Source organism: Timonella senegalensis JC301 (assembly GCF_000312125.1).
Classification (GTDB): domain Bacteria; phylum Actinomycetota; class Actinomycetes; order Actinomycetales; family Cellulomonadaceae; genus Timonella; species Timonella senegalensis.
In genome coordinates this window covers 561,203-580,288 of record NZ_HE978642.1, presented here as the reverse complement: position 1 = coordinate 580,288, position 19,086 = coordinate 561,203, and the positions used below count along the sequence as shown (strand labels likewise).

Annotated in this window: 19 protein-coding genes and 1 tRNA gene; 4 read left to right on the top strand and 16 right to left on the bottom strand. The window is 61.5% G+C overall.

From position 1 onward, the window contains the following. Positions 1 to 188: 188 nt before the first annotated feature. From HGSM_RS13705 to HGSM_RS07075, 13 genes are all read right to left on the bottom strand, one after another. Entirely contained in the window at positions 189 to 971 is a 783-nt protein-coding gene (locus HGSM_RS13705; RefSeq protein ID WP_195891357.1) for a helix-turn-helix domain-containing protein, read from the bottom strand. A 151-nt stretch (positions 972 to 1,122) separates the two neighbouring features. Beyond that, a tRNA-Pro gene (locus HGSM_RS07125) sits at positions 1,123 to 1,196 on the bottom strand. An 88-nt stretch (positions 1,197 to 1,284) separates the two neighbouring features. Further along, positions 1,285 to 2,670 carry a UTP--glucose-1-phosphate uridylyltransferase gene (locus HGSM_RS07120; protein WP_019148055.1) on the bottom strand — a complete coding sequence of 462 codons (1,386 nt, stop codon included), beginning with the start codon at positions 2,668 to 2,670 and terminating at the stop codon, positions 1,285 to 1,287. A 17-nt stretch (positions 2,671 to 2,687) separates the two neighbouring features. Beyond that, positions 2,688 to 4,157: a ribosome biogenesis GTPase Der gene (gene der, locus HGSM_RS07115; RefSeq protein ID WP_019148054.1), complete on the bottom strand. Its 1,470-nt coding sequence runs from the start codon at positions 4,155 to 4,157 to the stop codon at positions 2,688 to 2,690. A gap of 199 nt (positions 4,158 to 4,356) precedes the next feature. Next, entirely contained in the window at positions 4,357 to 5,076 is a 720-nt protein-coding gene (locus tag HGSM_RS07110; RefSeq protein ID WP_154646272.1) for a lysophospholipid acyltransferase family protein, read from the bottom strand. A 22-nt stretch (positions 5,077 to 5,098) separates the two neighbouring features. Then, positions 5,099 to 5,803 carry a (d)CMP kinase gene (gene cmk / locus HGSM_RS07105; protein ID WP_019148052.1) on the bottom strand — a complete coding sequence of 235 codons (705 nt, stop codon included), beginning with the start codon at positions 5,801 to 5,803 and terminating at the stop codon, positions 5,099 to 5,101. A gap of 92 nt (positions 5,804 to 5,895) precedes the next feature. Continuing rightward, entirely contained in the window at positions 5,896 to 6,693 is a 798-nt protein-coding gene (locus HGSM_RS07100; protein ID WP_019148051.1) for a pseudouridine synthase, read from the bottom strand. A 36-nt stretch (positions 6,694 to 6,729) separates the two neighbouring features. Beyond that, positions 6,730 to 7,362, bottom strand: a complete 633-nt coding sequence (scpB, locus tag HGSM_RS07095; protein WP_019148050.1) for an SMC-Scp complex subunit ScpB — start codon at positions 7,360 to 7,362, stop codon at positions 6,730 to 6,732. Then, entirely contained in the window at positions 7,359 to 8,315 is a 957-nt protein-coding gene (locus HGSM_RS07090; RefSeq protein ID WP_230197509.1) for a segregation and condensation protein A, read from the bottom strand. Before HGSM_RS07090 ends, scpB begins: the two co-directional genes overlap by 4 nt. A gap of 9 nt (positions 8,316 to 8,324) precedes the next feature. Continuing rightward, positions 8,325 to 9,206, bottom strand: a complete 882-nt coding sequence (locus HGSM_RS07085) for a ParA family protein (protein WP_019148048.1) — start codon at positions 9,204 to 9,206, stop codon at positions 8,325 to 8,327. Between the two features lie 93 nt (positions 9,207 to 9,299). Beyond that, the gene (locus HGSM_RS07080) at positions 9,300 to 9,992 is read right to left on the bottom strand and encodes a site-specific tyrosine recombinase XerD (RefSeq protein WP_154646271.1); all 693 of its coding nucleotides are present in this window, start codon (positions 9,990 to 9,992) and stop codon (positions 9,300 to 9,302) included. After that, on the bottom strand, positions 9,955 to 10,251 hold the full coding sequence (locus HGSM_RS14380; RefSeq protein ID WP_154646270.1) for a site-specific integrase: 297 nt from the start codon (positions 10,249 to 10,251) through the stop codon (positions 9,955 to 9,957). Before HGSM_RS14380 ends, HGSM_RS07080 begins: the two co-directional genes overlap by 38 nt. A gap of 23 nt (positions 10,252 to 10,274) precedes the next feature. Beyond that, positions 10,275 to 11,273 carry a heme o synthase gene (locus tag HGSM_RS07075; protein WP_019148046.1) on the bottom strand — a complete coding sequence of 333 codons (999 nt, stop codon included), beginning with the start codon at positions 11,271 to 11,273 and terminating at the stop codon, positions 10,275 to 10,277. 404 nt (positions 11,274 to 11,677) lie between these two features. Here HGSM_RS07075 and tkt point away from each other — a divergent pair, with 404 nt between their 5' ends. The 4 genes from tkt (at position 11,678) to pgl (ending at position 17,377) form a co-directional block, all read left to right on the top strand. Beyond that, complete coding sequence (tkt, locus tag HGSM_RS07070) at positions 11,678 to 13,798, top strand: transketolase (protein ID WP_019148045.1); 2,121 nt, start codon at positions 11,678 to 11,680, stop codon at positions 13,796 to 13,798. Positions 13,799 to 14,140: 342 nt separating this feature from the next. After that, the gene (zwf, locus tag HGSM_RS07065; protein ID WP_040594850.1) at positions 14,141 to 15,682 is read left to right on the top strand and encodes a glucose-6-phosphate dehydrogenase; all 1,542 of its coding nucleotides are present in this window, start codon (positions 14,141 to 14,143) and stop codon (positions 15,680 to 15,682) included. Between the two features lie 22 nt (positions 15,683 to 15,704). Next, positions 15,705 to 16,628: a glucose-6-phosphate dehydrogenase assembly protein OpcA gene (locus HGSM_RS07060; protein WP_019148043.1), complete on the top strand. Its 924-nt coding sequence runs from the start codon at positions 15,705 to 15,707 to the stop codon at positions 16,626 to 16,628. Then, a complete protein-coding gene (gene pgl, locus HGSM_RS07055) occupies positions 16,625 to 17,377 on the top strand; it encodes a 6-phosphogluconolactonase (RefSeq protein WP_019148042.1) in 753 nt (250 codons plus the stop codon). The genes HGSM_RS07060 and pgl overlap by 4 nt, the downstream gene beginning before the upstream one ends. Before the next feature lie 100 nt (positions 17,378 to 17,477). Here the strand turns inward: pgl and HGSM_RS14095 are convergent, their stop codons facing one another. The 3 genes from HGSM_RS14095 to tpiA all read right to left on the bottom strand — a co-directional run bounded on the left by HGSM_RS14095 (position 17,478) and on the right by tpiA (position 19,069). Next, positions 17,478 to 17,834, bottom strand: a complete 357-nt coding sequence (locus HGSM_RS14095) for an RNA polymerase-binding protein RbpA (protein ID WP_081581365.1) — start codon at positions 17,832 to 17,834, stop codon at positions 17,478 to 17,480. A 45-nt stretch (positions 17,835 to 17,879) separates the two neighbouring features. Then, positions 17,880 to 18,122 carry a preprotein translocase subunit SecG gene (secG, locus tag HGSM_RS07050; RefSeq protein WP_019148040.1) on the bottom strand — a complete coding sequence of 81 codons (243 nt, stop codon included), beginning with the start codon at positions 18,120 to 18,122 and terminating at the stop codon, positions 17,880 to 17,882. Between the two features lie 164 nt (positions 18,123 to 18,286). After that, the gene (gene tpiA / locus HGSM_RS07045) at positions 18,287 to 19,069 is read right to left on the bottom strand and encodes a triose-phosphate isomerase (protein ID WP_019148039.1); all 783 of its coding nucleotides are present in this window, start codon (positions 19,067 to 19,069) and stop codon (positions 18,287 to 18,289) included. Positions 19,070 to 19,086 lie beyond the last annotated feature (17 nt).

The following is a 19,086-nucleotide window of genomic DNA, read 5'->3' as shown; positions in this document are numbered from 1 at the left end:
ACCGGCTTTTTTGTGCCGCTTCTTTAGTCCTGCCCCTCAACCGAACCCGACCTGTTCGCGATTCTGGGCCGAGATTGGACCGTCCACTCCGCGAGTTGGGCGCCAGGACTGCGAGATCCCCGTGCGGACTGGCAATCTCGCAGTCCTCGCGCCCATCTCGGCGGGTACTTATTTACGACGATTGTGGCTCAGTTGCGTTTCTTGCCTCGCTTGAACAGCGTGGACGAGGAGATGCGTGCAATATCCCGCTCGATCGAGTACCCGGCGCTCGCGGGGCTGGACTTGGGTAGTTTGCGTGGACGTGGGGTGGCCGCTGGGTCTGTGGTTGTGGGGGTTGCTGGAGTGTCGGACTCGACGTTTGCGGTGGCTGCTAAGTCTGTGGTGGCGCCCGATGCGGGCTTGTGGCCAGATCCCCGCCCTTGGACGCTGGCCTCATCGTGCTCAGCCGCTGAGCGCGGGAGCCTGAGCCCGGCCAGGGCGTCGCGGGAGCGCAGCATGTTACGGCGGTCCCTGCCGGAGCCGGCCTTCTTCTTTGCCGCAGCCTTGGGCTCCCCAGTAGGCAGGCTGGGTGCGGGCTCAACCGATAGAGGAGTTGTCCCAATGGGGACCGGCTCGGGTTTTACGGCTTGCGATTCGACAGGGGCCGGATCGAGCAAAACTGACATGTTCTGCACCTCGACTGAATGCGCATCATCGGGTGTCGAGTGTTCCGCGGCGACAGTGATTTCGTTTCCCTCGCTCACCAAGGCGCCAGGCGCTGGAGCGTCGGTGCGCGCAGTGAGTTCGATGTCTAGTGCTGAGAGGATCTCAAAAACGATGGCTAGGGACACGTCGTTGTTACCCTGCTCGAACCGTGAGAGCCACTGTCGGGTTGTCCCCACCAGCTCCGCCAGATCACTCTGTGAGAGCCCGTACTCCACGCGCTTGGCGCGCACGATCGCCCCCAACTCGACCGCATTTGAAACAACCATGTGAAAGCCCTCCCCCGCGTGCGCCAACCGCACTCTGCGAGTGTAACGTTCGCGTTCCATCACCCGCACTGCCTCCTCGGCGTGTTGGCGCCTTCACCCCACAGAAAGCACAGAAGGCGACACCGTTACGGTGTCGCCTTCTGCATTATTGTCGGGCTAGCGGGATTTGAACCCACGGCCTTCCGCCCCCCAGACGGACGCGCTACCAAGCTGCGCCATAGCCCGATGTTGCGCTTCACATGCGTGAACGCAACTCCTCAATACTACCTCAAGAGGTAGCAGATTGAAAAAACAGCGACGCCCTGTGGCGTACCTATTCCCCTACCACCGTGCCGTCAGCAACGGTGCGTTCCTGGCCATCCTGGCCGTCGAGAGCCGCATCCCCGCGCACAGAAATGTCCGCACCAAACGTCCACGGCCCGGTGACGGTGAGGGATTTCGCATGGACCAACGAGGGCGCACCGGCAGGGAAACGGCCCTCAAAATCGTCGATAAGCCCGAAATGCGCTGGGTCAAGAGTGATCAGCGGCTCCTCGGCCAGCGCCTCCAAGCGGAAGCGGTCCGTGAGGTCGTACACGTCCGAGCGGACCAGCAGGAGGTCGTTCGTGGTCTTGACGGGCAGGAAGCGGGAGCGGTCAATCCGCAGTGCGGCAGCGCCTGGGAACAACTCGATCGCGGCGCCCATCGCGCTCTCCAACTGAACCACCTTCTCGGTGGTCGGATCCGAAGGATCCGCTGTCTTCTCATTGCGAATGAGAGGAAGAGGCATGACACCGTTATGCTCGGCCAAGACTTCGCGCAGCGCGGACACCTTGATCCAGAGGTTGTTGGCGTTGAAGAACTTGTGCTTGGAGATGTCCGAGGCCTGAGCCTCGTCCTCGGCGTTAATCTGGGCGGTCTCGCGCAACGTCAGCTGGCCGTCGCGGACCACGATGTGCCCGCCCTTGCGATCGGCGGGCGTACGACGGACGACCTCTGCAACGAACGGAGCGTCGGAAGCCTCGAACCAGGATGCGATCGACGCGGAAGGGTAGGCGCCAAGGTTGTCGGCGTTTGAGATGTTGAGGATCTCGATGCCCGCGGCCTCAAGCGCGTCCAGCATGCCCGAGGTCTGGAGAACGGTGTACAGGTCACCGTGGCCAGGAGGGCACCACTCTAGCTCGGGATCCGCAGGAAACTCGAGGGGCTCGAGCGTGTCCGCAACGATCTTAGGCTCTTGGTTCTGCAGCATCGAGAGCTCGATGCCTTCGACCTTGAGTTCGGGGTACCTCTCGAGCGCCGCCATGGTGTCGGCCTCGGTCCTAAAGCTGTTTATGAACACCAGAGGAAGCGTGACCCCGTAGCGCTCACGCGCCTCGAGGACCTGGCGCGCGATGATGTCCAGGAACGTGAGGCCGTCACGGACAGGCAGGAGCGACTTGGCCTGCTGCATGCCCATGGACGTGCCAAGGCCACCATTGAGCTTGATAATCGCAGTCTTGGAAAGCGCGGTGGGGTCGAGGTCCTCCCCCGCGTGCTCGGCGAACACGTCACCCAGCTCCATGACGTCGACGAGTGGGGACACGTCAGCCTCGTGGATGATCGCGTCCACGTCCCGCTCAAGCAGATCGTAGAAGCGGGCGAACACGTCGATAGCGATCTCGTGCACTCCGGCACGCGCCATCTTCGTCTTTGCGTGGATTAAACCCTTTTCAGACATACGGCTACCCTAGCCGATCAGTGTTTCCGCTTCTCACGGATACGCACCGAAATCTCGATCGGGGAGCCCTCAAATCCAAACTCTTCGCGCAGGCGACGCTCGATAAACCGGCGGTAACCAGCCTCAATGAAGCCTGTGGCAAAGATTACAAAGCGGGGTGGGCGTGTCGAGGCCTGGGTGGCGAACAGGATACGAGGCTGCTTACCGCCGCGCAGTGGGTGTGGGTTGGCCGCAACGAGCTCTCCCAGGAACGAGTTGAGTCGTCCCGTGGGGATTCGAGAGTCCCACGAGTCGAGTGCGGTCTCAAGGGCCGGCACGAGCTTGTCTATGTGCCATCCAGTTGCCGCCGAGACGTTGACGCGTGGAGCCCATTGCATCTGCACGAGATCCTTCTCGATCTCACGCTCAAGCATCGGTCGACGGTCCTCGTCAACCAGGTCCCACTTATTGAAGGCAAGAACCACGGCGCGGCCTGAGTCGATCGTCTGGGAGACCACACGCTGGTCCTGCTCAGTCAGTGGCTGCGAGGCGTCGAGAAGGACAACTGCAACCTCGGCCTTTTCAATAGCGGCCTGCGTGCGCAGGGAAGCGTAGAAGTCAGCGCCACGAGTCTGGTGGACGCGGCGTCGGATGCCTGCGGTGTCCACAAACACCCAGGGCTTGCCCTTGAGCTCGATGAGCTCGTCAACTGGGTCACGGGTGGTGCCAGCAAAGTCGTCAATGACCACGCGGTTCTCGCGGGCAACTTTGTTCAGGAGCGAGGACTTACCCACGTTTGGCCGTCCAACGAGAGCTACGCGGCGAGGACCTTGCGGGCGTGCGACGCCGTGCTCAGACTCCCGCGGCAAGACTGCCATCGCAGCGTCCAGCAGGTCACCAGTTCCGCGACCGTGGAGCGCCGATACTGGATGGGGCTCACCTAGGCCGAGGCTCCAGAGTTCTGCAGCCTCGATCTCGAGGCGAGCAGAGTCAACCTTATTGGCGCAGAGCACGACTGGCTTCTTGGCGCGGCGGAGCAGGCGTACAACCTGCTCGTCCGTTGCCGTCGGACCAACCGTTGCGTCCACAACAAAGATAATGGCGTCAGCGAGCGAGATTGCGATCTCGGCTTGGTCGGCGACGCGAGCGTCAATTCCCAAAACGTCTGCTTCCCAACCGCCGGTGTCCACGAGGTTGAAGTCGCGGCCTGCCCATTCAGCGGGGTAAGTAACGCGGTCACGGGTGACGCCCGGCTTGTCTTCCACCACGGCCTCACGGCGACCAAGAATACGGTTGACTAGGGTGGACTTACCCACGTTCGGGCGGCCGATGATTGCGAGCACTGGCAGCGCATGCGCGGGCTCAGCGTGTTCGCCGTCCTCGAACTCCTCGGCGAGGATCGTGTAATCCTCAGCGTCAAGGTCGTACTCCTTGAGGCCTGCGCGCAGCGCAACTTCGCGCTCAACATCAAGAGAGTCGTCGTGTTCGGGGGTGTTCTCGTTGGTCATACCTCTATTGTTCCAGCAAGAGGGCCGATTCACCTGAGAATTAGGGCACTAAGTGGCGGAAAGCACGTTACTGAGTACCCTTTTGTGGCCGTTTCAGTATCAGGAACCTGTCCTCGGACGCCGCTGCTCCTGCCTAAGGATGGCCAACGAACTCTCTGGCTCGCCTCGGCTACAGCGACAAGTCCCGTCAGCCCAACGCCTACTTGGCTCCAGCTCTTGGGTCGTCTTCTGGTAGGCGCACCCCGTAGGTGACCTCTGATTGCGCAATCAGTGTTTGGAGTGCCGTCCCAACTGCGGTTGTGGTGAGCCGCACGGACTCCGCGTCGTCAACCCCGCGCACCGGGGCGACCGGTTCGCCGCAGACCAAGACGATGCGTCCTCTAACACGCGGAAGTGCGGAGACGGACTTTCCTGTGCCGCGCGTTCCCAAGACGGCAATGGGGATGACCGGGGTGTCGGTGTGCACGGCCAGCCAGCCCACGCCGTGATGAAGCCTTGCAGCATCGCCTCGACCTCGTGTGCCTTCCGGGAAAATTCCCACGGCATCGTTGCGCTCGAGTATCGCACGAGCCATCTCCAAGGTTGTCCGGCCCTCGCCGCGGCGCACGGGAATCTGGCCCGCCGCCCTCATGAGAATACCTAGGGCCCCCTTGAAGAACGCGCCCTTGACCAAAAAGTGTGCGCGCCTAGGCACGCATCCGAAAACGAGCGGGCCGTCAACAAGACCTGCGTGGTTAGCAGCCATAATCGTGCGCCCGAACCGAGGCACGTTGTGGGCACCATGCACCTCAACGCGCCAGAGCGTCCTACTGAGAATCCAGCCCACTGGTTTTGCCCAGTAGGTTCCCCACGGACGTGGCACCCTGTGTGCAGTGACGTGTTCCGAACTGGCCATCGCGCCCTCGCTACGTACGATCAACTCGCCTAAGTCGGGTGGAAAACTAGTTTCCGGTGACGTTTTCCACGACCTGAAGCACAGCCGCCACTGTCTGTTCGAAGTCAAGGTCGGAAGAGTCGATCGTGACCACACCGTCAGCTGCGACCTGGAAGGAGGACACTGTCGAGTCGTCTGCGTCGCGGCGCAGCACTTCGTCCTTGGTGGCCTCGACTGCCTGTGCGTCGGCTACACCGTGCACGTCTTTTGCGCGGCGTGCCAAGCGAGCTTCCTCGCTGGCCACTAGGAGAATGCGCACGTCAGCATCAGGTGCCACCACGGTGGTGATGTCACGGCCCTCAGCCACGATTCCGTTCCCACGTGAGAACCCACCGGTGCGCTCGGCCTCGATGCGTGCGCGCTGCATGCGGCGCAGGATGTCGCGCACCTCAAGGTTCGTGGCCACGGCGGAGACCTTGGACGAAATGTTGGTCTCGCGGATGATCTCCGTGATGTTGACGTCGTCTAGGCGGATCGTCTGGTCGTCAGGGTTGGTGCTCATTGACAGTGGCATCGTGTCCACCACAGCGGTCACGGAGTCGGCGTCGGTGAGCTCCACACCCTCACGCAGGCACCACCAGGTTGCCGCGCGGTACATTGCACCGGTGTCCAGGTAGCCCAGTTCAAGTCGGCGTGCGACCTCCTTGGAAACGCTGGACTTCCCTGAGCCGGAAGGTCCATCGATCGCAATGGTGATGGGCTTGATGGTCATGAGCTTTCCTTCCGTGGCGCGTGGGCGCGCGCCACTAACAACAGTGCGGGCGGAGCGGGTGGAACTGGTGATACTGCGGGCGCAGCCAGTGTTTAGAGGTCGACGGCCTTCATGAGGGTGCCGAGTTCGACCTTGCCAAGAATACGGTACTTGCCCTGCTTGAGGTCACCGATCTTGATAGGTCCGATCTGGGTACGCACGAGGCGCTCAACAGGGTATCCGACCTCGTCGAACATGCGTCGCACGATGCGGTTGCGGCCGCTGTGCAGGGACACCTCAATGAGGGTTTCCGACGCGGTGTGGTCGATGATCCGGAAGCGGTCGAGTTCAGCGTGTCCGTCCTCAAGCTCGATTCCCTTGAGCAGCTGCGAGCCCACGCCGTTGGCTACCTTGCCGCGCACAGTGACCATGTAGGTCTTCTCGATTTCAAATCGAGGGTGCGCTAGGCGGTTGGCGAGCTCGCCATCGTTGGTGAGGATGATGATGCCCTCGGACTCGTAGTCGAGTCGGCCCACGTGGAAGAGTCGCTCGGAGCGTCCGGCAACGAGTTCCGCGATGGTTGGGCGGCCCTGCGGGTCGCTCATAGTGGAGACCATCTTGCGTGGCTTGTTAACCACGAGGGTGACCTTGGACGTGTCAGTCTGGATGCTCAGTCCGTCAACTGCAATGCTTGCGGTTGCGGGGTCAACGCGGACACCCAGCTCGTACACGAGCTGTCCGTCCACTTCGACGCGGCCGTCCGCGATCAGGTTCTCGCACTCACGGCGCGATCCGATTCCAGCGTCAGCGAGCACCTTCTGCAGGCGCACGCCCCCCTCGACGTGAACGTCGTGGACTGGCTTCTTGGGTTGGGCCATTGGCTTCTTGCGTCCGCCTCTGGTGTGCCCCATGGGTTTCTCCTTAATGTGCCGGCTCAGGCCGACAGGTCAATCGTGTGTGTTCGTGGGCACTGCACGCATCGTCGCGGACCGGGCGATCTCGTCGATCTCGTCCGCGTCATCGATTGGTGGCAGTGCGGGAGCCAGGGAGGGCAGCTCCGAGAGCGACCCAATTCCCATCTTCTCCATAAAGTATCGCGTAGTTTCGAATCTTATGGGGCCAGATTCGCCAACTACTGCCACTTCTGTGATCAAATCGCGTGCTAGGAGCGTTCGCACGACCCCATCCACGTTGACGCCGCGGATCGCCGCGATCTCGCTCCGGGAAACGGGCTGGCGGTACGCGATCACCGCAAGGGTTTCGAGCGCCGCCTGCGAAAGCCGCGAGGTGCGCCCCGCCGTCACAAACTGTGAGACCACATCAAAGTGCTCCGGTGCGCTGTACACGCGCCACCCAGCACCGGACTCCCTCAGCCGGAAACCCCTGCGCGGCCCCTCCCCTTTGCCCTCGTACTCGGCCGCGAGATCCCGCAGTTCCTGCTCGATCCGCGCGGGCTCAACGCCCAGCACCTCACCAAGTAGCGTTGCCTCAACCGGTTCGTCGGTGACCATGAGGATCGCTTCGAGCTCCTGACGGAGCTCCGCTTCAACTGATTCACGACGATTGTGGGCGCCCGTCATACGACCTCTCGTTCCGGTGTGGGTGCGGTGGGTTGGTGTGCTGCGCCGAGGTACTCGTCAGTGAGGCGCGCGGTATAGCCGGATGGCCCTTCCCACGTGAGCGTGAGTTCTCCCAGGGTGGTTTCCTGCGTAAACGAGATCACGGAATCTCGAAACAGTTCGAGCAACACGAGAAACCGGACGATTGCGACTAGCGGATCAGAATCGTCGGAAATCAATTTGGTGAACGTGAGCGTGCCGGCGCGCTTCAGCGCGGCGACTACCTTGGGTGCCTCCTGCGCGATCGAGACACGAGGGGCATGCAGGTGCGTGACCGCGACGCGGGGCGGCTCCGGGACGACCACCGGGCCGAAGGCCCGTGCGGCGAGTGCGTGCAACTTCTCGGGGTCCAGTTTCCACACGAGCGGCGGCAGCGCCGCTGCGAGCTGGGGCTCTAGCGCAACGCTCCGCGGAATCAGTGCGGACTGGAAAGTCAGGCGCTCCTCAAATGCCGCTGCGAGATGCTTGTACGCGCGGTACTGCAGCAGCTTGGCAAACAGGAGGTCGCGGGCTTCGAGCAGCTCGATGGCGTCTTCGTCGTCGGTCTCGTGGGTTGGAAGCAGGCGCGCGGCCTTCAAATCCAGGAGGGTCGCCGCGATGACGAGGAACTCGCTGGCAACGCCAAGGTTCTTGCGCGGGTCGCCCGCCACGTAGGAGTCGCCCGATGCCTCGTCTTCCACGGCATTGCGGATGTACGAGATGAACTCGTTCGTGACTTCGCCCAGCGCCACCTCGGTGATGTCGAGCTTGTGCTTGGCAATGAGGGAAAGTAGCAGATCGAACGGGCCTTCGAAGTTGTCCAGGTGAACATGGAAGCCGTCGCGGACGGGCGTTTCAGGGTCGGGCATCATGCCACCGGAGGTAACGTCCGGTGGCGAGGCCGCCGAGGCGAGCCGGGAAGACTGCGCCGTCACCGACATCGATCAGGCAGCGTCCCCACGCGAGATGAGCTCGCGTGCAAGCTGGCGGTATGAGGCCGCACCGCGGTGGTTTGGCGCGTAGGTGATGATCGGTTCAGCGGCCACGGAAGCGTCCGGGAACTTGATGGTTCGGCCGATGACCGTGTGCATGAGGGTGTCGCCGAAGGCCTCGTACACGCGGGAGATGACCTCGCGGGCGTGCAGGGTCCGGGAATCAAACATGGTCGCGATGATGCCGTCCACCTCGAGGCGTGGGTTCAGGCGGTCGCGGACCTTCTCGATGGTCTCAACGAGCAGCGCAACACCGCGGAGCGCAAAGAACTCGCATTCAAGCGGGATGAGGACACCGTGAGCGGCCGTCAGCGCGTTCACCGTGAGCAAGCCGAGCGATGGCTGGCAGTCCACGAGGATGACGTCATATTCGTCAATCACGGGGCGAAGTACCCGAGCGAGAATGGACTCGCGGGCCACCTCTCCCACCAGCTGAACCTCAGCGGCCGACAGGTCAATGTTGGCGGGCAGTACGTCGAGACCATCCACCTCTGTGCCCACGATGACCTCGTGCACGTCGATTGTGCGGTCAACCAGAACCGAGTACACGGTGGTTTCGAGCTCGTGTGTAGGGACGCCGAGGCCCACCGAGGCGGCACCCTGAGGGTCAAAGTCAACAATGAGGACGCGACGGCCTAGTTCTGCAAGGCATGCTGCGAGATTGATCGTGGTAGTGGTCTTACCCACACCACCCTTCTGATTGCACATAGCAATAATGCGTGCGGGGCCATGTTCCGCAAGCGGGGCAGGGATGGGGAAATCTGGCACCTCGCGGCCAACTGGGTCTAACAGTTTGGGCTCGCTGGCCAATCCAAACAACGCGTCGCTAGTCACAAAATCACGTTACCCCACGCATAAGCCAAATCGGCGTAACCACGGCGCGGAAGCGGTGTGATTCGTGGATGTGCACTGAGCCAGCGGGCGCAGTTAGCCGGAGATCGCGCGCGGGTGGCTACTCATGTAGACCTCGCGCAAGGAGTCCACCGTGATGTGTGTGTAGAGCTGCGTCGTGGTCACAGACGCATGCCCCAGGAGTTCCTGGACCACGCGCACGTCCGCCCCACCGCTGAGCAGGTGAGTGGCAAACGAATGCCGCAGCATGTGCGGGGAGATCTCTGCGACCTCCGTCAACTGAGCACGCTCGGCAGCATTGCGCAGGATTGTCCAGGCACTCTGGCGAGAGAGCCGGCGACCGCGAGAGTTCAGAAACACCGCCGGGGTACCGGTCCCCTTGGTTATGAACTCTGGCCGCACGCGCACGAGGTAAATCTCCAGTGCCTTGCGGGCGTAGGTTCCTACTGGGACGAGTCGCTCCTTGTTTCCCTTACCCAACAGCCGAACGAACCCCTCCGCATCGATCGTGGCCAAGTCATCAATGTCGAGCCCGACTGCCTCTGAAACGCGTGCACCGGTGGAGTAGAGGAACTCAAGAAGCGCACGGTCACGCAACCCGGCAGCGGTCTCTGGGTTGGGTGCCGAAAGCAGCCTTGCCACGTCCTCAACGGACAGCACCTTGGGAAGGCGTTGTGGAGCCTTGGGGGCCCGCAGGGAAGCGGTCGGATCAACCTCGATCTTGCCCTCGTCAACCAGAAACCTGTAGAGCCCTCGAACCGTGGCGATGAGCCTCGCCGCCGAGGTCTCCGAGAGGGCCGTACCGCCGAGTTCCCCCCGTGCGCGCCGCGATGACTAGCGCGTCTAGATCGTTGCGGTCAAGGTCCTTGATGCCGCGACCCCGGGCTTGCGCAAACAGCGTGAGCTTTTCGAGGTCGCGCTTGTACGAGGCGATCGTGTTCTTGGATCGCCCCTTCTCCACAATGAGGTGGTTGAGAAAAGCGCGAGTATGCACAGCGGCATCTCGCGCAATCTCAGGATTCGTCATCGAGTGAACCTAGCTAGATAGAACTAGAAGGGAAGGAATACGTCTACGGCCACGGCGATGAAAAGAAGTGTGAGATAGGTGATGGAGGCGTGGAACACCTTCATCTCGCCAATCTTCTTCTCGCCAGCTGCGGCCTTGCGGTACATCTGCACGCAGCTGAAGAGGAACCAGGCACCAAGTACGAGAGCCACGATCGGGTAGACGATTGTCATCTTCTCGTGCTCAAACACGTAGACACCTAGCGAGGCGGCGATCATCGCGAGGGTGTAGAGAATCATCTCAACTGCAACCCGCTTGTCTGCAGCCACAACAGGAAGCATTGGAACGCCGGCGTTTGCGTAGTCACGCTTGAACTTCATGGACAGCGGCCAGTAGTGAGGCGGGGTCCAGAAGAAAATGACGAGGAACAGCATGACCGCTCCCCAGCTGAGGTCACCGGTGACAGCGGACCAACCGATGAAGACAGGCATGCAACCTGCGAGGCCGCCCCAGACGATGTTCTGGGCAGTACGACGCTTGAGAATGATGGTGTAACCAACGATGTAGATCGCCATAGCGCCGGCAGTCAGTACTGCGGACTGCCAGTTGATGAACACCAGGAACCAAGCGAGCGAGACAACGGTCAGAACCCAACCGAAGATGAGCGCGTTGCGAGGGCTAATCTGCCCCGTAGCAAGCGGACGGCGCTTGGTGCGGTTCATGACCTTGTCAATGTCGCGGTCCACATAGCAGTTCATGACGCCTGAAGCACCCGCGGCGAGGGTTCCACCGATCATGGTCATCAGGACCAGCCACAGGTCAGGCATGCCGCCCTGGGCGAGGATCATTGACGGGAACGTGGTGACGAGCAGAAGCTCAATCACTCGCGGCTTGGTCAGCGCAACGTACGCGCCAACCGTCTCACGAACACGAGCAAAGGTGCTCACCTGTTCGTTCGCCGAGTTTTCGACCTGCGCCGAGGATGCCGCGACTGCAGAGCCGAGGTCGGCTGGAGTTGCCGAAGCTGATTGTGAGTTGTGCACGCGAGTTCAGGTTTCCGTTCCGAATGCTGGGTGGGGCCACCCCTCCAGTGCCCGCTATGGCACCTCTGCTCGCATGGCGAGAAGTGGGGCAACACTCTAAAACGCTTTTCGCATTCAATACTAGTGGCCAAAGGGCCTATAGCACCTGGAGCGGAGTGTGATGTTGGCCTGAACGCGCGTTTGTGAACGCTAACATTTTTCGCTTGAAGACAGGTAGAATGATCCCGTCACGACCTCGGGCCGGGCATGCGTCATATTTGCGACGCGTTGCACACTGCCCGGAAGCAACCGAGGCCATTAAATCTGATTTGTTATTCTGTACCCGTCAGATGCGCCTCGCACGCGCACGCTCCGACTGGTTCAACCAGCAAATTCCGGTGCGCAGCCGGAAGGAATGAGGATCGGTGAACGCTTTCACCCCAGCAGCAAAGCCGCTCGAGTGGTCAGCCCTAGACGACCGCGCAGTTAAGACGATTAAGGCTCTCGCTGCCGATGCAGTAGAAAAGGTCGGAAACGGCCACCCAGGAACCGCCATCTCGCTCTCCCCCGCGGCCTACCTCCTCTTCCAGAAGGTCATGAGGCACGACCCAGCTGACCAGCACTGGGTAGGACGCGACCGCTTCGTCCTCTCGGCCGGACACTCTTCGCTGACCCTGTACCTCCAGCTCTTCCTTGCCGGTTACGGTCTTGAAATGGAAGACATCGCATCGTTGCGCACGTGGGGATCCAAGACTCCAGGCCACCCAGAGTTCGGTCACACCGATGGTGTCGAGATCACCACCGGCCCACTGGGCTCGGGGCTCTCCTCCGCAGTCGGAATGGCCATGGCGGCCCGCCGTGAGCGTGGACTGTTCGACCCTGAGACCGCCGATGGCGAGTCGCCCTTCGACCACAACGTCTACGTTATCGCTGGCGACGGCGACCTCCAGGAGGGCGTAACCTCCGAAGCTTCCTCGCTCGCTGGCCACCAGGAACTGGGCAACCTTGTAGTCATCTACGACCAGAACCACATCTCGATCGAGGACGACACCGACGTGTCCTACTCCGAGGACGTCTTGAAGCGCTACGAGGCCTACGGCTGGCACGTGCAGCGTGTTGACTGGACTAACGGTGGCTCGCAGTACACCGAAAACGTTGAGGAACTTTACGCAGCAATCCAGGCAGCGAACGCCGAAACTGGCAAGCCTTCGATCATCGCCCTGCGCACCATCATCGGCTGGCCTTCGCCAACCAAGGCAAACACCGGTGGCATCCACGGCTCCGCACTGGGTGCGGCCGAGGTAGCTGGCCTCAAGGAAGCTCTCGGCCTCGACCCAGAGCAGTCCTTTGCAATTGATGAGGACGTGCTCGCATACACCCGCAACGTCGCGTCCCGCCAGGCCGATGAGCGCGCCGCATGGGACGCAGCCTTTGCTGCATGGAAGACCGCGAACCCATCCAACTTCGAGTTGCTCGAGCGCATCACCAAGCGCGAACTCCCAGAGGGCTGGGACTCAGTACTTCCCGTCTTCGAGGCTGGCTCTTCGATCGCTACCCGCGCTGCTTCCGGCAAGGTTCTTAACGCACTGGCTCCTGTACTTCCTGAGCTGTGGGGTGGCTCTGCCGACCTCGCAGGTTCGAACAACACCACCATGGCGGGCGAGCCCTCGTTCATCCCTGAACACCGCTCCACCGCGATGTGGAAGGGCAACAAGTACGGCCGCACCCTCCACTTTGGTATCCGCGAGCACGCCATGGGTGCAATCCTTAACGGAATCGTCCTGCACGGTGGAACCCGCGCATACGGCGGCACGTTCCTCGTGTTCTCCGACTACATGCGCCCATCGGTACGCCTTGCGGCTCTCATGCAGATCCCTTCGATCTTCGTGTGGACGCACGACTCCATTGGCGTCGGCGAGGATGGACCAACACACCAGCCAATCGAGCACCTCGCGGCGCTTCGCGCGATCCCTGGTCTTGACGTAGTGCGCCCAGGTGACGCAAACGAGGTTTCCTACGCCTGGAAGTCGATCCTCGAGGTCACCAACCGCCCAGCAGGCATTATCCTCACCCGCCAGAACATCCCAACGTTCGAGCGTGGCGAAGGTGCGGCAACGGCCACGACCTTTGCATCGGCCAAGTACGTGGCACAGGGTGGTTACACCCTCATTGACTCCGAGGGCACCCCTGACGTGCTCCTCATTGCGACTGGCTCCGAGGTGCAGCTCGCAGTTGCAGCTCGCGAGGCACTCGCCGCAGAGGGTATTGGCGCTCGCGTCATCTCGATGCCTTCGGTCGAGTGGTTCAACGCCCAGAGCAACGAGTACAAGGAATCGGTCATCCCTGCAGGCGTGAAGGCACGCGTATCGGTCGAGGCTGGCCTCGCACTCGGATGGCGCGAGTTCGTTGGCGACGCCGGCCGTTCCGTCTCGATCGAACACTACGGTGCCTCCGCTGACGCGAACACGCTCTTCCGCGAGTTCGGCTTCACCGCCGAGGCAGTGGTCGCAGCAGCCAAGGAATCGATCGCGGCAGCAGGTGCCTGACCTCCGAGTTCTAGAACGATTGTTCTAGTTCGAAGTTGCTGATGGGGTGCGACCTCCCAAGAGGGGGTCGCACCCCATTTCACTGTGAGAGATCAACAGACGGTGGCGCGTGATCTTACACACGTCGCGTTCCGCGCGCGAACTAGCCAGACCTCCCGCGCACAGCAGGAATATGCTGTGAAGAGTATCCGATTTGCGCTGTGTCACTCCCTCCCGCGATGTGGCCACCGAATGTCTCTGGGGACCAGCGCTTATATGATCGAGTGAAAAGGTATGCCCGCGACTGAGTAGACGTGTATTCCACGTCAGGGCGCTTCCAACTGAAGAATGGTGAATATCGACGTGCCTTCAGCATCACAAGCGAATGCGAGCAATCCGCTTCGCGACGCCCGCGATATCCGGCTCCCCCGCATTGCCGGCCCTTCTGGGCTCGTGATCTTTGGCGCCACGGGTGACTTGGCGCGCAAGAAGCTCATCCCCGCCGTCTACGACCTCGCGAATCGTGGCCTGCTGCCTCCGGGATTTGCGCTGACCGGCTTTGGCCGCCGCGAATGGTCGGACGCCGACTTTGCTGAGTACTGCCGCAAGGCTGTCATGGAGGGGGCTCGCACCAAGTTTCGCGAATCCGTGTGGACCGAGCTTTCCGCTGGTATCCGCTTTGTGCAGGGCACATTCGATGACCCTGAGGCGTTCGAACGCCTGAGCCAGACGGTCAAGGACCTCGATCAGTACCGCGGCACGGGCGGTAATCACGCCTTCTACCTTTCCGTCCCTCCAAGTGCATTCCCTGGCGTCTGTAAGCAGCTGGCTAACTCAGGACTCGCTACCTCAGAGGAGGGCGCTTGGCGCCGCGTCGTTATTGAGAAGCCATTTGGCCACGACCTCGAATCCGCTCGTGCTCTCAATGACGTTGTCGCAGAAGTCTTCCCACCCGAGGCTGTGTTCCGCATCGACCACTACCTTGGCAAGGAAACCGTTCAGAACATCCTCGCGCTCCGGTTTGCCAACCAGATGTACGAGCCGCTCTGGAATTCCCACTACGTGGACCACGTCCAGATCACTATGGCCGAGGACATCGGAATTGGCTCGCGCGCGGGGTATTACGACGGCATCGGGGCTGCCCGTGATGTCATCCAGAATCACCTCTTGCAGCTCCTCGCCCTGACCGCAATGGAGGAGCCCGCGTCATTCTCCGCTCAGGACCTCATCGCCGAGAAGATCAAGGTCCTCTCCGCAGCAAAGGTCCCGGACGACTACGAGGCTCACACAGCGCGTGGCCAGTACCTTGCAGGCTGGCAGGGCGGCGAGCAGGTGAACGGTTTCCTTGAGGAAGACGGCATCCCTGCCTCGTCCGTGACCGAAACCTTTGCCGCGCTCCGCGTGGACATCGAGAACCGCCGCTGGGCCGGTGTCCCGTTCTACCTCCGTGCAGGCAAACGCCTCGGCCGACGCGTCACAGAAATCGCGATCGTGTTTAAGAAGGCTCCGCACCTACCATTCGAACACACCTCGACCACCGAGCTCGGCCAGAACGCTCTCGTGATCCGCGTCCAACCTGACGAGGGCGTGACACTTCGCCTAGGCGCCAAGGTTCCCGGAACCGCCATGGAAATCCGAGACGTCACAATGGACTTCGGATACGGGCACGCGTTCACCCAGTCCTCTCCTGAGGCGTACGAACGACTCATCCTGGACGTCCTGCTGGGCGACCCACCCCTCTTCCCCCGTCACGAGGAGGTCGAGCTGTCGTGGAAGATCCTCGACCCGATCACTGAGTTCTGGGCGGGCAATGGGCAGCCGGACACGTACCGGGCTGGAACCTGGGGCCCACTTTCCGCGGACAAGATGCTCGAGCGCGACGGCCGCCTCTGGCGCCGACCATAGGTCAAGGTAAGGACTTTCACACATGATCATCGATATTCCAGACACCACGGCAAGCAAAGTAGCCAAGGGCCTTGTCAAGATCCGTGAAGAAGGCGGCCAAGTTGCATTGGGCCGCGTTCTCAACCTCGTTGTGATTGCACGCCCTGAGGAGATCGAGAGTTCGATCCAGGCAGCAAACGCCGCATCAAGCGAGCACCCCTGCCGCGTGATCGTTGTATCGGACAGCGGGCCCTCCGAGTCGACCGCGCTAGACGCTCAGATTCGCGTAGGCGGGGACGCCGGCGCGAGTGAAGTCATCGTGCTCAAGGCTGCCTCGGAAGTTGTGCGCCACACCGACACGCTTGTGATGCCGCTCCTGCTCCCCGACGCACCGATCGTGGCATGGTGGCCAAGCATCGTCCCTTCTAAGCCTTCCGCCGAGCCAATCGGCGCGATGGCACAGACCCGCCTAACGGACTCGGTCAACTCGGACTCCCCCGAAGCCAACCTACGCACCCTGCGGGACAACCACGTCCCAGGCGACGTCGACCTCGCCTGGACTAGGGCCACCGTCTGGCGCGGACTCCTAGCTACAGCTCTGGACCAGCCACCGTTCGAGCCTGTTCAGTCAGTTGAGATTGAAGGCGATTCGTCGCACCCTTCGCTCGACCTGCTGGGGGCATGGCTTGGCAAGGCACTGGATGTCCGGGTGACGATCACCGGAATCCCCGGTGCACAGGGGCTCACTCGCGTTCTTCTGCGCCGTGCAAGCGGGGACATCGAGTTCAGCCGTCCCGATGGCAAGCGCGCGACACTCCGTCAACCCAACATGCCTGAACAGCACATCAACCTACCCATCCGCAGCCTTGAGGAGTGCCTCGCGGAAGAACTTCGCAGGCTCTACCCCGACGTGTTCTACTCCGAGGTTCTCATCGATGGCCTGCCACGAGTGGAGACAAAACCATGAGCGAACGCCTCGTTGTAGTACATCCGGACGCTGAAGCAGTCGCAGCAGGTGCCGCCGCGCGCCTCCTGACCCTTCTGCTTGATCGTCAATCGGTCAGCGCGACCACGCACATCGCGCTCACAGGCGGAACCGTGGGCATCGCGCTTCTGGCTCATGTCGCACAGTCTCCACTCGTTGCGGCAGTTGACTGGACGGGTGTGCACCTGTGGTGGGGCGATGAACGTTTCCTCCCCGAGGGTGACGGCGATCGCAATGAAGTCCAAGCGCACAAGGCGCTGCTCGACTCGTTGACACACCTGCCCTCAGAGAACGTCCACACAATGCCTGCTGCACGTGACGGGCTCTCCGTCGAGCACGCAGCGCTCGAGTACACCCAGGAGTTGGCGCAGTGGGCCCCGGAGGGTTCAACAGTTCCGCCGTTTGACCTGATTCTGCTGGGCATGGGACCCGATGCACACGTCGCGTCTCTGTTCCCGAATCATCCAGACGCGCTCACCGCGGGTATGGGCGCCATTCCGGTTCACAACTCCCCCAAGCCCCCTGCGCTGCGCGTTTCGCTAACCTTTGAGACCATCGCATCATCAGACCAGGTGTGGATCGTTGCAGCGGGCGCAGAGAAGGCCGCAGCGGTCTCGGCGGGACTCTCAGGCTCTGACCCAGTCAACACCCCTGTAAGCGCCGCTCGTGGCCGCTCTAGGACCCTCTGGCTCGTCGACGCTGCGGCCGCTGGTGAGGCGCAGCCTGCTTAGGCTACTACCACGCCAAAATATGAAAAGTGCCTGTCCCCAGATGAGCTGGGAACAGGCACTTTTTGCTATTGGGAGCGATGCTTTGCGGCGCTCGGGGAAGTTAAGATTCTTGCTGGCCCCGACGGGCGCGCAGGTTACGAAGCGCCTCGTCGAGTAGCTCCTGGCCTTGGCTTTCACTCCGCCGTTCTTTGACGTAGGCGATGTGTGTCTTGAAGGGTTCGACGCGAGAGGGCACCGGTGGATTCTCTCGGTCCCGCCCTGCCGGGAAGCCACAGTGCGGGCAATCCCATTCGGAGGGGACGTCCTCCTGCGCATCGCTGGCAAAGTTCCGCGCGACCCCATGTCCGTTTTGACACCAGTAGGTGACAGAAACCTTGGGAGTTGGCTCTCCGTGCTCAGTCTCCCCAAGTGAGACATAACCGAGCCGCGTACCCTTCACAGCATTGCCGCGCGCCATACGAACGCCTTTCAAGTACCCGCCATTGGGCACGGTGTGTCGTGACTAGCCGACCTTCTGGATGAGACCCAAAAGTACGATGGAGACGAACCAGACCAAAGCAAACGTCACGGTGATCTTGTTCAGGTTTGATTGCGCGTTTCCGGCGTTACCAATGGAGGTGGAAACACCGCCACCGAACATGTCGGAAAGTCCGCCGCCCTTACCCTTGTGCATGAGGATGAGCAGGATCAAGAAGACGCTCGTGAGAACGAGAAGTACCTCGAGAACGATTTTGAGGATATCCACCGGTTGACATTCCTTTGGGTCGGCGACCGCCTGCACGAGGTGCTGCGGCTTTGTGAGAGGAACCGAAACGGCTCCGAGGTTTAGGTTAGTCGAAAGTGACTACTAAATGCCACATGGCCCACCGAACGGCGAGCGCCATTCGGTGGGCCATGTGGTTGAGGACATCAGCCCTTGTAGTTCACGATCTTTGCGAACTCTTCTGGGTCGAGGCTTGCGCCACCGACGAGTGCGCCATCGACGTCTTCCTCAGCCATCAGTTCGACGATCGAGGAGGACTTCACGGAACCACCGTAGAGAACGCGGACTGCGTCTGCGACCTCTGCGGAGTACAGCTCAGCCAGGCGCGCGCGGATCGCCGAGGCGACCTCCTGTGCGTCTGCTGGGGTTGCAACTTCACCGGTTCCGATTGCCCATACTGGCTCGTACGCAATGACAACCTTAGCCGCGTCGTCAGCAGAGATGCCCTCAAGGGCACCGTCTACCTGGGTCAGCGTGTAGGAAACCTGCTCGCCGGCCTTGCGGATCTCGAGTGGCTCTCCCACGCAGACAACTGGAAGCAGCCCGTGTGCGAGTGCGTTCTTGGTCTTTGCGTTGACGAGTGCGTCGTCTTCGCCGTGGTACTGGCGGCGCTCGGAGTGACCGATCGCAACATACTTTACGCCGAGCTTGGACAGGAATACTGGCGAGATTTCACCGGTGTATGCACCGGAAACCTGTGCGGAGACGTCCTGAGCACCGTAAGTGACGCCAAGGCCGTCAGCGTCAACGAGGGTCTGAACGGAACGAAGGTCAGTGAAAGGAACCAGAACGGTTGCTTCTACTGCCGAGTAGTCGTGTCCAGCATCCTTGAGCGCCCAAGCCAACTTCTGAACGGTGTGGATAGCCTCAGTGTGGTCGAGGTTCATCTTCCAGTTGCCCGCGATCAGCGGGGTACGTGCGTTTGCCACGTTATCTACCTTCTGTT